The sequence below is a fragment of the Variovorax sp. PAMC26660 genome (assembly GCF_014302995.1).
Classification (GTDB): Bacteria; Pseudomonadota; Gammaproteobacteria; order Burkholderiales; family Burkholderiaceae_C; genus Variovorax.
On the sequence record NZ_CP060295.1, the window covers coordinates 2,047,295 to 2,060,425 of the forward strand.

Below are 13,131 nucleotides of genomic sequence, written 5' to 3' on the forward strand. Positions count from 1 at the left end.
CCGGGGCGCTGCGCGCCCCTCCTCCTTTATTTCGCTGCGGGGAGCACCCGATGCCATTCGCACCTGGACACGCTGCTGGTGATCCTGAGATCAACGACCGCTCTGAACGCTCACGCCGATACGGGGCTCTTTTTCGCGAAATAAAGGAGGAGCGAAGCGGGGGACATTCGCGAAAAAGAGCACCGTGTCGGCGTGAGCGACGCCCTGAACGGCAGCGCTCAGAACAACGTACGCCAAACACAACAACGCGACGAACAGAAAAGCAAGGCGCCATTTCAGCGCTTGATCGCCGGCGCAGTGGTCTTGCCACCCTTGCCGTTGACGCCCATGTACACGGCCAGCGCCACGGTCACGTCGCTCGCATAGCCCGGGTACGGAAAGCGCTGCTGGCGGAAGCAGTCGTTCAGCCGCCGCTGCATGCCCCACAGCTCCCCAGACGACACACGGTAGGCCGGCCACGCGCCGAAGCCTTCACCGGCGCCAGGGTTCTTCGTGAGGTTCGGCAGGTCCTGCAGGCGGATGCGCTTGCCATCGGCACCATGGCAAGTGGCACAAGCAAAGTCGTGCGGCCCCGCGCGCATGAAGAACAGGCGCTTGCCCACTTCGTAGGCGCGTCGCTCGCTGGCATGCGATTGCGGCAGATTCAGCGGCATGCCCTTCGACTCGGCCGAGATCCACGCCACCAACCCTTCGATGTTCTTCTGCTCGCCAGTGCCGAAAGGCGTCTTCGCGATGGCGGCCGCATCGAAGCCCTGCAGCGTTTCCATGCAGGTGAGCAAACGCGACTCCATGTCCTGCACACGGCCGGTGTCGGAGAAGTAGCGCGGCAGTTCCGCAAAGGCGCCCTTGACCACGCCCGGCCCCTTGCCCAGGTCGCACTTCTCCATCGACGCGGCCTTGGGTCCGCGCTTCTGTTTCCAGAGGTCTTCGCCCCGGGCCTCGAACAGCTCGGCGGGGTTGCCGTCCTGCAGCAGCGCACGGTATTCGGCAATGCCTTCGGCCGTGGTCTTTTGTTGCGCCGCGGCGTGCAGCGGGATGCAGCCTGCCAGCACCAGCAGGCTCAGGCATGTGGTTGTTTTCATGGGGCTGGCTCCTCTTCGGGGCTAGCTGACGGTGGCTTCGTCGGTGCGCGTTTCGCCGCGGTTGTCTTTCCAGGTCACGGCAATCTTGTCGCCGGCTTTCGCGCCCTTGAGCGTGAACTGCATGAACGGGTTCTTCGACACCGCCGGACCCCAATCGGCCGTGAGCACGGTCTTGCCGTTCAGCGAGGCCGTCACCTCCTGGATGAACCACGCGGGGATGGTCTTGCCGGCGGCGTCCTTGCGCTGGCCGGTTTCCATTTCGTGCGCCATGAGAATGCGCACGGTTGTCTTGTCGCCCGAAGCCTGGGCACGGATGCGCATGGGATCTGCTGCCATGGTGTGTCTCCTTGTTGTTGTCGTGAGGCGCTGCTGCGCGGAAAGTGCTTGCGTCTTCAGCCGCCGCAGCCGCCGAGCGTGACCTTCACTTCCTTCTTCGCGAAGAAGGCTTTTCCGTCGTTCATGATCGCGATGGCATACACGTCCGACGACTGGCCCAGCTTGGCGCGCGTGGTGAAGTTCGGCTCGACGAACTCGGAGGTGTTGAAGATCGCGACCACGGCGTTCGGGTTCTTCTCGACCAGCAGCATCAACTGCTTGACGCCACCCAGCGTGGTGGCCACGCTCAGTGGCACCACGGCGCCGTTCTCGGCGATGTCGGGGCCGGTGATGGTGACGTCCTTGCTTTCGACGGGCGCTCCGGCACCCACGGCCTTCAACGCATCGGCAACGCTCTTCGCATCGAAAGCGTCTTTCGAGTAGGCGAGTGCCGTGGCGGGAAGCCAGCCGGCAGTGGCCACCAGGCCTGCGAGGGCGGCGGACTGCGCGAGGATCTGTCTGCGGTTTTTCATGGGGTTGTCTCCTGTCGAATCGATGGTAGGCCGTGCGAGCGGCCTGTGAGTCATGGCTTGCCCTCGGGCGCCGCGCTTTCGGCCAGCCAGCGCGCGATGGCCTTGGCCTCGTCGTCGGCAATGGTCTGTGGCGGCATCGGGATCGCGCCCCAAACGCCGGAGCCACCGGCCTTGATCTTCTGCAGCAGATGGTCAGTCTGGCCCGGGTACTTCTTCGCGATGTCCGAGAAGGCGGGGCCGACGAGCTTCTGCGTCATGCCGTGGCAGGCCACGCAGCTGTTCTTCTCCAGCAGCGCGGTGGGCACCTTCGATGTTGCAGCGGCTTGCGGCGCGGCGGTCTTGGCGGCGGGCGGCGCGGTCTCGATGCCGTGCTGCGCACCGACCAGCCGGTTCTGGTCGGCCAGGTTACCGTGGCTGCCGCGCGCATGCGGCGGCAGTTGGGCGACCTTCTGCTCGGCGGGCACGCAGTCGTGCATGCAGGCCACCGCCGTCACGTCGGGCTTGACGGCACGGCCGAGCTCGGTGCCCGGCCACATCGCATGCGCGGTGGTCGCGCCGTTGCGGTTGGGCATGCGGGCCTGCACCTCGCGGATGTTCTTGTCGGACAGCGTGAAGTCGTCGGGCACGATGCCGCCGAGATTCAGTATGTAGGCCGTGACGGCATAGACGTCGTCCGGTGTCAGCGACTTGGGCTGGTTCCACGGCATCGCGCGGTACACGTAGTCCCAGACCGTCGACAGGCTCGATGCCTTCATCAGCGTCGTGCGGCCCGGGAAGGCCGGGTCTTTCAGACGCGCGACGTGGCCGGTCTTGATGTCGTCCGCCGTGGTGCCGCCGACGATCGGGCTGAACACCTGGTTCGATTCGCCGAACACGCCGTGGCACGAGGCGCACTTGCTCTCCCACACGTCCTGCCCGCGCGTCACCGAGCCCGAGCCGGGCGGCAGGCCCTTGAAGTCGGGGCGCACGTCGATGTCCCACGCCGCCACTTCCTTCGGTGTGGCATCGCGGCCGATGCCGGGGTAGCCCGTGGTCTTCGGTTGCGCCCATGTGGCAATGCACACGCTGCAGGCGGCCAGCGCCAGCAATGCTCGCAAAGCGGCGCGCTCAGGTGAGCTGGACATTGGCCACCTCCCCGTTCTGCTGCACCTGCCACGACTGGATCGCGTTGTTGTGATAGATCGAGCGCGTGCCGCGCACCGCGCGCAGTTGCCGATAGCTGGGCTGCACGTAGCCGGTGTCGTCCATTGCGCGGCTCTGGATGATGGTCGGCGAGCCGTCCCACACCCAGTCGATGTTGAAGCGCGTGAGGCACTTGGACAGCACCGGCGATTCGAGCCGCGCGGTGCGCCAGTTGCGCCCGCCGTCCACGCTCACGTCCACGCGCTTGACCTTGCCGCGGCCCGACCATGCAAGGCCGGTGATGTTGTAGAAGCCCTTGTCCAGCAGCATCTGTCCGCCCGAGGGCGTGGTGACGACGCTTTTGCATTCCTGGATGCTGGTGTACTGGCGATGCTGGCCGTCAGGCATCAGGTCGACGTAGTGCACCGTCTCGTCCTTGGTGCCGTAGGGCTGGTCGCCCAGCTCGATGCGGCGCAGGTACTTGATCCAGCTCACGCCCTGCACGCCTGGCACCACCAGCCGCAGCGGGTAGCCCTGCTCGGGCCGCAGCATTTCGCCGTTCTGCCCGTAGGCCACCAGCACCTCGCCCGAGCGGATGAGGCTCATGGGAATGGTGCGCGTCATCGAAGAGCCATCGGCGCCTTCAGCCAGCACGAAGCGCTCGCCCTTCAGGTCGGCACCGGCCATCTCCAGCAAGGTGATGAGCGGCACGCCGGTGAATTCGCTGCACGACAACATGCCGTGCGTGTACTGGGCCGTGGGCACCGCGACGTTGCCCCACTCCATGCCGGTGTTCGCGCCGCATTCGATGAAGTGAAAGCGCGAGACCGAAGGCAGGCGCATCAGTTCGTCGAGCGTGAAGACCTTCGGCGCCTTCACCATGCCGTTGATCATCAGGCGGTGCTTCGACGGATCGATGTCCCACCAGCCCTGATGGTGCCGCTCGAAGTGCAGGCCGCTCGGCGTGACGATGCCGAACAGCGACTGCAGCGGCGCAAAGGACACCGACGCCTGCGCGGTCGGCGTGAGCCCCGGGCTCTGCCGGCGCTGCACGTTGGCTTCGTACTTCGACGGCTTGCCGTAGCCATCGGTGACCACCGGTTGGCCGAGCCCCGTGCTGTGCGCCGGCAGTTGAAGAATGGCCGGGTCGCCATCGGCCGTGCTCTGCGCAAGCGCTGCCGAAGCTGCGGTGCCTGCCACTGCGGCAGCGAAGGCATTGCGAATGAAGTCGCGTCGCCCGCCCTGGGCCTGCGCGAAGACCGTGCGCACGCCTTCGGTATCGACGAAGTTTTCCGGCGCCTTGCGCACCTGGCCGGGTTGCTGCTGGATGCGTGAGCCCATGGGCGTCTTGCGTGAGTTACTTGGCGCCGCCCAATACCCAGGCGGCCAGCGCCTTGGCATCGGCCTCGCTCAGCGCAGGCTGGCCGGGCATCGGCACCGCGCCCCACTTGCCGCTGCTGCCCTTCTGGATGCTCGCGGTGAGTACAGCCAGTGCATCGGCCTGGCCGGCGTACTTCTTCGACACGTCGATGTAGGCCGGGCCCACGAGCTTCTTGTCGATCGCATGGCAGGCCAGGCAGGCGTTCTTCTGGGCGAGTTCCTTGCTGGCATGAGCCTGCGTCGAGAGCAGCAATGCGGCGGCTGTGACCGCCACAGCGAGCGATGGCAACAACTTCAATTCGGTCTCCTCGAAACGCGTGCAGGAGCTGCCGGTTTCATCGTTAAATAAGCAAATCGTTATGTATTGATTTTAGGAGCGATCGCGCACAAAGGAAGCCCTTCATGCCTGGGGGAAACCCGCTCGGTTTCGCCATGCATAACGTCAGATTCGTACGGCAGCGCGCGCCTGCTGCAGACGCGCTTCGAGGTACGCGCCATAGAAATCGGAGGCGCCACCGGTCAAGCGCTCTGCAACCTCGCGGCCGTTGCGTCCGAAGAAGAGCACCGTCGGTGCAACGCCGATATGCCACGACTTGATGAGTGCATCGTGCGTGCGTGGTGTGCCGTCGAAGTCGCGCACGATGCGGCTGTCGCGAAAGTCGATCTGTACCACCGGCAGGCCTGCGGCATGTTCAGGCACGAGATAGTTTTCGCGCACGACCTTGCAGAAGGGGCAGCCTTGCAGGCTCACCATGACGACCAGCGGCTGCGACTTCGCAAGCGCCATCGCGAGCGACTCGGCCAGCGAAGCCGGTGCGGGCAATTGCGCTTCGGCCGCGCGCACCATCGGCGCGACGCACAGCGCGGCGAGGCTCGCAACGAGCTGACGGCGCGTGGTGTCGCCGTTGTTGTTCATCGCGCCTCCTGCTCCATCAGCAGGTAGGTGTTGTACGCGTTCATGCGGTTGGCCACCTTGAACAGCGGCAGCGACTCGAAGCGCGACCAGTCGGTTGCGGCATAGGCTTCGTCGAAAGGCGTCATGTCGGTCGCAGCCTTCTTCATCGCGGCGCGAAGAAAGACGAGGTAGTCGCGCGTCTGCTGCAGGTCTTTCTTCGGCTCATCGGAAGCCGGCCCGTGGCCCGGCACGATGGTGCGGGCGTCGAGTGCGAGCAACGCATCGAGCGATGCGATCCAGTGACGGCTGTCGGCCGTGCCCACATACGGTATGCGGTTGCGAAACACGATGTCGCCCGCGAACAGCACCTTCTGCTGCGGCAGGTAGATGGCCAGGTCTTCGGGCGTGTGGGCCGGGCCCGCTGGCTGGATGACGAAGCGCGTGCCGCCGATGGTCATCTCGGTCGGACCTTCGAGCCATACGTCGGCGGGCACGAGCTGCGTCTTGTCGTCGATCCACGGCGCGATGTCCTTGCGCGAGGCTTCGAGCCGCAGGCGCGCCGTGTCGGAATTGAGGTACGCCTTGCCGAGCGTGTGCGCGATCACCTGCGCGCCCAGCGCCTTGAACACCTGCAGGCCGTAGACGTGGTCCGCGTGGTAGTGCGTCAGGATCACGTGGCTGATCGGCTTGGGCGTGATCTTGCGAATCTCTGCCACCACACGCTCGGCCACGGCGGGCGAACCCAGCGCATCGATCGTCACCACGCTGTCGCGCGTGACGACGAAGCCGGCGTTGGAGATGAAGTTCTGGTTCTCCGTGGAGCCCAGCGCCGAGATGCCCTGCACGTAGTAGACATCGGGCGCCACGCTCACGGGCTGGATGTCCGGCACGGCGAGCGCGTTCGCGGTGGCGAGCGAAGCGACCATCAGCAGCAACGCTTTCGCCACCTGCCTGCATCGAAGAAAAACCGGGACCATCGTGTGTTGTCTCCTGCCGGGTCTGCGGGCTTGCCCGGCTGTACATATAAGCAGAAGATGATATTTTGCGAGCAACGACAACATCCAGAGGGTTTCCCCATGAGACACGCATTCATCGCTTTCCTGCTCGCCATGGTCGCTTCGTTCGCCGGCGCGCAGGAAGTCAAGGTGGTCTATCACGTCAACACCGGCATCGAGACCAGCGCGGCGGTGCTCGCCAACATCACCAACCACCTCAATGCGGACCCGAAGGTGAAGATCGTGGTCGTCACGCACGGCCCCGGCATCGACTTCCTCATTTCGGATGCGAAGGACAGCAAGGGCCGCGAGTTCAGCGGCCCGGTGAGTGCGCTGGCCGCGCGCGGCGTGGAGTTCAAGGTGTGCAACAACACGCTGACCACGCGCAACATCGACGCGGGCAAGCTGCTGATGGAAACCAAGGTCGTGCCCTCGGGCGTGGCCGAGGTCGCGCGGCTGCAGGCGAAGGAAGGCTACGTCTACCTGAAGCCCTGAGGCTGCGGCGCTTCTGGCAAGGCGCCTGGCGGCGAGAGCCGCTTATTCCTGCTCGATGGCGATCTGCACGCAGATGCTGCGGCACAGCGCCACCACGGTCTCGTTCGCGATGCTGTAGTAGATGCTCACGCCTTCGCGGCGTCGCGCCAGCACGCCCGCTTGGTAGAGCGTGTTCAGGTGCTGCGACATGTTGGGCTGCGTGGTGTCGATCTCGGCCAGCAGTTCGCTGACGTTCTTCTCGCCGTTGCACAACTGGCTCACGATCTTCAGCCGCATCGGCGCGGCCATGGCCCGGAACAGGTCCGCGGCAATGTCGAAGACTTCGTCCTCGGTGATGGCCGTGGGCTTCTTGCGGGGTTTGGTGGCCATGCTGAAAAGGTTCATGAGCAGGCCGCAATGTACATCGGTGCCCGCGCCGCGGGCGATGCACGGCCATCGCGTGGTGTCTTTTGGCAGCCGCGTGTCACAAGCCGATGGGCCCGGCCGTCTTCAGGTCAGCGGGATTCCCCCGCCCACCCACCTGGAGAACCCAGCATGCACAGCATTCAAGAGATAGCCCTCGCCTATCGCGGGCATTGCCATGTCTTTCTCGACAGCCTTCCGGCCTGACCTAATAATCAAAGTACTTTCTTTGATAAACAAGCGGGTTGCGCATGAACAAACAATCAAGGGCCTGGCTGGCGGCCGGCCTCGCGGCGGTGGTGCTGGGAGGCGCGGGCTACGCGCTCACGGCAAAGTCCAAGCCCGCCGACAGCGGCGGCGGCAGGCCGCCGTCCAAGGTCGCGGTGGCCACCGCCAAGCCCACGGAAATGGCCCGTTTTCTCAGCGGCATCGGCACGCTCGAAGCCAACCGGCAGGTCGAGGTGCCGGCCGAAGTGGAAGGCCGGGTCGCCAAGATCCTGTTCACGCCCGGTGGCCAGGTGCATGCCGGGCAATTGCTCGTGCAGCTCAACGACGCGCCCGAGCAGGGCGACATCGAACGCCTGACCGCGCAGCGCGCGAACGCCAAGGCGCTGCTCGACCGCACGCGCCGCCTGCTGCCGCAGCAGGCGGCCACGCAGGAGCAGCTCGAACAGGCGCAGGCCGCCTTCGACCAGTCCAGCGGCGACCTGAGGCGCGCGCAGGCCATGCTCGAACAGAAGCGCATCAAGGCGCCCTTCGACGGCGTGCTTGGCATCCGCAAGGTCAACCTCGGCCAGTTCGTGCGGGCTGGCGATGCGCTGGTGTCGCTCACAGACGCCCGCACGCTGTTCGCGAACCTCACGCTGCCCGAAACCGCGTTGCCGGTGCTCAAGCGCCAGCAGGCGGTGGCGCTGATGGTCGATGCGTACCCCGGCCGCGTCTTCCAGGCCAAGCTCAGCACCATCGAGCCGCAGATCGGCAGCGACACGCGCACCGTGCGCCTGCAGGCCACGGTCGACAACGCCGATGGCGCGCTCACGCCCGGCATGTTCGTCAACGGCCGCGTCGCACTGCCGGCGCGCACCGACGCGATCACCGTGCCCGAGACCGCCATCACCTACAGCACGCACGGCGACTCGGTCTTCGTGGTCCGCCCCGGCGACAAGGGCGGCTTCACGGCACAGCAGGTGTTCGTGAAGGCCGGTGACCGGCAGGACGGGTTGGTCGTCATCGAGCAAGGCCTGAAGGCCGGCGAGAAGGTCGTCACCTCCGGCCAGTTGCGCCTGTACAGCGGCGCCGCCGTGGCGCCGAGCGAGAAGGACACGCTCGCCCTGCAGGAGCCCCGGTCATGAAGTTCACCGACCTCTTCGTGCGCCGGCCCGTGCTGGCGCTGGTGGTCAGCACGCTGATCCTGCTGCTCGGCGCCCGCGCGCTGGGCGACCTGCCGGTGCGGCAGTACCCGCTGACCGAGAGCACCACGCTCACCATCACCACGCAGTACCCCGGCGCTTCGCCCGAGCTGATGCAGGGCTTCGTCACGCAGCCGATCGCGCAGGCGGTGGCGACCATCGAGAACGTCGATTACCTCTCGTCGTCCTCCACGCTGGGCCGCAGCGTCATCAGCGTGCGCATGAAGCTCAACGCCGACGCCAACCAGGCGCTCACGCAGGCCATGGCGCAGGTCAGCCAGGTCAAGTACCGGCTGCCGGCCGAGGCCTTCGATCCGGTGATCCTCAAGTCGTCGGGTGAAGCCACCGCCGTGGCCTACGTCGGCTTCTCGAGCAAGACGATGCCGGTGCCGGCGCTCACCGATTACCTCTCGCGCGTGGTGCAGCCGCAGTTCGCGTCCATCCCCGGCGTGTCGGGCGTGGAAGTGTCGGGCGGGCAGACGCTGGCGATGCGCGTGTGGCTCGACCCCAACCGCATGGCGGCACGCGGCATCTCGGCGGGCGAGCTGGCCGACGCGCTGCGGCAGAACAACGTGCAGGCGGCGCCGGGGCAGGTGAAGGGCCTGTACGTGGTGTCGAACATCCGCGTCAACACCGACCTGGTGAACGTGGCCGAGTTCCGCGACATGGTCGTCAAGCGCAACGGCGACGCCATCGTGCGCCTGGGCGACGTGGCCACGGTCGAGCTGGGCGCGGCCAGCGCCGACAGCAGCGCGACGATGGACGGCGACAAGGCCATCTACCTGGGTCTGCAGGCGGCGCCCAACGGCAACCCGCTGGTGATCGTGAAGCGCATCCGCGACCTGCTGCCCGGCATCAAGCAGAACCTGCCGCCGGGCGTCGACGTGCAACTGCCCTTCGAGCTGGCGCGCTTCATCGAGGCCTCGATCGACGAGGTGCAGAAGACGCTGCTCGAAGCCATTGCCATCGTGGTGGTGGTGATCTTCCTGTGCCTCGGTTCGATGCGCGCGGTGCTCATCCCGGTGGTGACGATTCCGCTGTCGATGCTCGGCGCGGCGGCACTGATGCTGCTGTTCGGTTTCAGCATCAACCTGCTGACCTTGCTGGCGATGGTGCTGGCCATCGGGCTGGTGGTGGACGACGCCATCGTGGTGGTGGAGAACGTGCACCGCCACATCGAGGAAGGCAAGTCGCGCGTGCAGGCCGCATTGATCGGCGCACGCGAAGTGTCCGGCCCGGTGATCGCGATGACGCTCACGCTGGCCGCGGTGCATGCGCCCATCGGCCTCATGGGCGGCCTCACAGGATCGCTGTTCAAGGAGTTCGCCTTCACGCTCGCGGGCGCGGTGGTGGTGTCGGGCGTGATCGCGCTCACGCTGTCGCCCGTGATGGCGTCCTTCCTGCTGCCGCAGGATGCGAGCGCGGGACGCATGGCCCGTTATGCCGAAGCCTTCTTCCACAAGCTCGCCACGGCTTACGGCCGCTTGCTCGACGTGTCGCTGCATCACCGCTGGGTCACGGGCCTGCTCGCAGTGGCAGTGCTGGTCAGCCTGCCCTTCCTTTACAACGCCGCGCAGCGCGAGCTGGCGCCCGGCGAAGACCAGGCCATGGTGCTGACCGTCATCAAGTCGCCACAGCACGCCAACATCGACTACGTCGAGAAGTTCGGCAAGAAGTGGGACGAGGTGTTGGCAACGCTGCCAGAGAACACCGGCCGCTGGCTCATCAACGGCTCGGACGGCGTGTCGAACAGCATCGGCGGCGTGCAGTTGTCTGACTGGAAAGACCGCAAGCGCAATGCCGACCAGATCCAGGGCGAGGTGCAAGGCGGCATGAACGAGGTCGAAGGCAGCAGCGTCTTCGCGTTCCAGTTGCCCTCGCTGCCGGGCTCGACCGGCGGGCTGCCCGTGCAGATGGTGATCCGCAGTGCGGGCGACCACCGCACCGTGTTCGAGGCGATGGAAGCACTGAAGAAGGCGGCGCGCGACAGCGGCAAGTTCGCCGTGGTCGACAGCGACCTGGAGTTCAACAACCCGGTGACCGAAGTGCGCGTGGACCGCGCCAAGGCCAACAGCATGGGCGTGACCATGAAGGCCATCGGCGACACGCTGGCGGTGCTGGTGGGCGAGAACTACGTCAATCGCTTCGGCATGGACGGCCGCTCGTACGACGTGATTCCGCAATCGCCGCGCGACCTGCGCCTGTCGGCCGAGGCGCTCTCGCGCTACTTCGTGAAGAGCGCGAGCGGCGAGCCGGTGCCGCTGGGCAACCTGGTGTCGCTGTCGACCAGCGTCGGGCCGAACAAGCTCACGCAGTTCAACCAGCTCAATGCCTCGACCTTCCAGGCCATTCCGATGCCGGGCGTGACCATGGGCGACGCGGTGGCCTTCCTGAGCGGCGAGGCGAAAAAGCTGCCGGCCGGCTTCAGCTTCGACTGGCAGTCGGATGCGCGGCAGTTCACGCAGGAGGGCTCGGCGCTGGTGATGGCCTTCGTGTTCGCGATCGTGGTGATCTACCTGGTGCTGGCCGCACAGTACGAAAGCCTGCGCGACCCGCTGATCATCCTGATCAGCGTGCCGATGTCGATCTGCGGCGCGCTGGTGCCGCTGGCCATGGGCTTCGCCACCATCAACATCTACACGCAGATCGGGCTGGTGACGCTGATCGGGCTCATCAGCAAGCACGGCATCCTGATGGTGGAGTTTGCCAACGAGATCCAGGAGCGCGACAACCTGCCGCGCCGCGCCGCCATCGAGCAGGCTGCGCGCATCCGGCTGCGCCCGATCCTGATGACCACCGCCGCGATGGTGATGGGCCTGGTGCCGCTGCTGTTCGCCAGCGGTGCGGGCGCCGCCAGCCGCTACAGCATCGGCCTGGTGATCGGGGTCGGCATGCTGGTGGGCACGCTGTTCACGCTGTTCGTTCTGCCCACCATGTACACGCTGCTGGCACGCGACCACCGCACGGTGGGCCGCTCGCAGCGCGCCACCGAACTCGACGCGCTCGTGGCGCGCGAGCCGGCCGGCGACCACGCCTGACACCGAGGAGCATGACCATGAACAACAGACTCTTTTCGTACGCCGCGCCCTTCGCGCTGAGCCTGCTGGTGCTGGCCGGCTGCGCCGTCGGGCCGACCTACACCGCGCCGGCCGATGCACCGGTAGCCATCTCCGCGCCCGAGCAGTCGCTGTTCGCCAACGATGCGGTGCAGCGCGATTGGTGGCGCCAGCTCGACGACGCGCAACTCGATGCATTGATCGAGCGGGCACTCGCCGGCAACCACGACATCCGCATCGCACAGGCCCGGTTGCTGGAAGCGCGCGCCACGCAGACAGAAGCCGAACTCGACCGCCTGCCCGTCGTGACGGTGGGCGCCAGCAAGACGCGCAGCATCGCGCAGGGCAACAACGGCGCCCAACCCGATGTGCGGTCGCTGGCACAGAGCAGCCGCGCGGGCTTCGATGCCTCGTGGGAGATCGACCTGTTCGGCCGCCTCAAGCGGCTCGATGAGGCCGCCACCGCGCGCACCGAAGCCAGCGCGGCCGACCTCGAACAGGTGCGCATCGTGGCCGTGGCCGAGCTGGCCCGCAACTACTACGAGATGCGCGGCGCCGAGCAGCGCATCGCCGTGACGCGCCGCACGCTCGACAGCTTGCGCAGCAGCCTGCGCGTGACCGAGGCGCAGGTGCAGACCGGCCGTGGCCTCGAAGGCGACCTGGCGAGCGCGCAGGCCAACCTTGCGACCACCGAAAGCCAGTTGCCCGCGCTCGAAACCACGCGCCGCCAATCGGCCTACCGCGTGGCCGTGCTGGCGGGCCTGCGCCCGGCCGAGCTGGCGCCGATGCTGCAGCCGCAGCAACTGCGCGTGCTCGACAAGCGCCTGCCCATCGGCGACCTGGGCGATCTGCTTCGGCGCCGGCCCGACGTGCTGCGCGCCGAGCGCGGCCTCGCGGCCAGCACGGCCGACGTGGGCGCCACCACGGCCGAGCTGTATCCGCGCTTCGACATCGGCGGCTTCCTGGGCTTCATCGCGCTGCGCGGTTCGGATCTCGGCAGTTCGTCGAGCCGCGCCTTCAGCGTGACGCCGGGCGTGAGCTGGCCCGCCTTGCGGCTGGGCTCGGTCAAGGCCCGCATGCGCGGCGCCGAGGCCCGCGCCGAAGGCGACCGCGCGCTCTACGAACAGACGGTGCTGCGCGCCATCGAAGATGTGGAAGGCGCACTCACCGGCTACGGCCAGAACCAGTTGCGCCTGCAGCGGCTGGTCGAAGCCTCGGCCCGCAGCGGTCGTGCCGCCGAACTGGCCGAGGTGCGCTACCGCGAAGGCGCCGCGCCCTACCTGAGCGTGCTCGATGCGCAACGCACCCTGCTGCGCGCGCAGGACGCGGTGGCAGAAGCCGAGACCGCCTCGTACACCAGCCTCGTCGCGCTCTACAAGGCGCTGGGCGGGGGGTGGCAAGCACCTTCGAACGGAAGGGGAGGTCCAACCACCTGACAATGACACTG

The 13,131-nt window shown here is 66.8% G+C and carries 13 protein-coding genes; 4 read left to right on the top strand and 9 right to left on the bottom strand.

All coding sequences use genetic code 11. The features are described 5' to 3' along the window. Positions 1-275 precede the first annotated feature (275 nt). The 8 genes from soxA to H7F35_RS09925 all read right to left on the bottom strand — a co-directional run bounded on the left by soxA (position 276) and on the right by H7F35_RS09925 (position 6,253). Positions 276-1,082 carry a sulfur oxidation c-type cytochrome SoxA gene (gene soxA, locus H7F35_RS09890; protein WP_187112711.1) on the bottom strand — a complete coding sequence of 269 codons (807 nt, stop codon included), beginning with the start codon at positions 1,080-1,082 and terminating at the stop codon, positions 276-278. A gap of 21 nt (positions 1,083-1,103) precedes the next feature. Next, entirely contained in the window at positions 1,104-1,403 is a 300-nt protein-coding gene (soxZ, locus tag H7F35_RS09895; RefSeq protein WP_187114216.1) for a thiosulfate oxidation carrier complex protein SoxZ, read from the bottom strand. Between the two features lie 71 nt (positions 1,404-1,474). Next, entirely contained in the window at positions 1,475-1,930 is a 456-nt protein-coding gene (gene soxY / locus H7F35_RS09900) for a thiosulfate oxidation carrier protein SoxY (protein WP_187112712.1), read from the bottom strand. Positions 1,931-1,980: 50 nt separating this feature from the next. Further along, positions 1,981-3,054 (bottom strand): c-type cytochrome, encoded by a 1,074-nt coding sequence (locus tag H7F35_RS09905; RefSeq protein WP_187112713.1) that lies wholly within the window; start codon positions 3,052-3,054, stop codon positions 1,981-1,983. Then, a complete protein-coding gene (gene soxC / locus H7F35_RS09910; protein ID WP_261803584.1) occupies positions 3,038-4,393 on the bottom strand; it encodes a sulfite dehydrogenase in 1,356 nt (451 codons plus the stop codon). The genes H7F35_RS09905 and soxC overlap by 17 nt, the downstream gene beginning before the upstream one ends. Before the next feature lie 16 nt (positions 4,394-4,409). Next, complete coding sequence (locus H7F35_RS09915) at positions 4,410-4,721, bottom strand: c-type cytochrome (RefSeq protein ID WP_410010785.1); 312 nt, start codon at positions 4,719-4,721, stop codon at positions 4,410-4,412. A 153-nt stretch (positions 4,722-4,874) separates the two neighbouring features. After that, positions 4,875-5,348 (bottom strand): hypothetical protein, encoded by a 474-nt coding sequence (locus H7F35_RS09920; protein WP_261803585.1) that lies wholly within the window; start codon positions 5,346-5,348, stop codon positions 4,875-4,877. Next, positions 5,345-6,253: an MBL fold metallo-hydrolase gene (locus H7F35_RS09925; protein WP_261803586.1), complete on the bottom strand. Its 909-nt coding sequence runs from the start codon at positions 6,251-6,253 to the stop codon at positions 5,345-5,347. Before H7F35_RS09925 ends, H7F35_RS09920 begins: the two co-directional genes overlap by 4 nt. A gap of 150 nt (positions 6,254-6,403) precedes the next feature. On the opposite strand from H7F35_RS09925, the gene H7F35_RS09930 reads away from it, so the two are divergent. Continuing rightward, positions 6,404-6,817, top strand: a complete 414-nt coding sequence (locus tag H7F35_RS09930; RefSeq protein ID WP_187112715.1) for a DsrE family protein — start codon at positions 6,404-6,406, stop codon at positions 6,815-6,817. A gap of 42 nt (positions 6,818-6,859) precedes the next feature. On the opposite strand, the gene H7F35_RS09935 is transcribed toward H7F35_RS09930, so the two are convergent. Then, the gene (locus tag H7F35_RS09935; protein WP_187112716.1) at positions 6,860-7,186 is read right to left on the bottom strand and encodes an ArsR/SmtB family transcription factor; all 327 of its coding nucleotides are present in this window, start codon (positions 7,184-7,186) and stop codon (positions 6,860-6,862) included. A gap of 284 nt (positions 7,187-7,470) precedes the next feature. Here H7F35_RS09935 and H7F35_RS09940 point away from each other — a divergent pair, with 284 nt between their 5' ends. From H7F35_RS09940 to H7F35_RS09950, 3 genes are read left to right on the top strand one after another with little or no spacing between them, the layout of a single operon-like run. After that, on the top strand, positions 7,471-8,571 hold the full coding sequence (locus tag H7F35_RS09940; protein ID WP_187112717.1) for an efflux RND transporter periplasmic adaptor subunit: 1,101 nt from the start codon (positions 7,471-7,473) through the stop codon (positions 8,569-8,571). Beyond that, a complete protein-coding gene (locus H7F35_RS09945; protein ID WP_187112718.1) occupies positions 8,568-11,666 on the top strand; it encodes a MexW/MexI family multidrug efflux RND transporter permease subunit in 3,099 nt (1,032 codons plus the stop codon). Before H7F35_RS09940 ends, H7F35_RS09945 begins: the two co-directional genes overlap by 4 nt. 11 nt (positions 11,667-11,677) lie before the next feature. Next, positions 11,678-13,120, top strand: coding sequence for an efflux transporter outer membrane subunit (locus H7F35_RS09950; protein ID WP_187112719.1), 1,443 nt, complete (start codon positions 11,678-11,680; stop codon positions 13,118-13,120). Positions 13,121-13,131 lie beyond the last annotated feature (11 nt).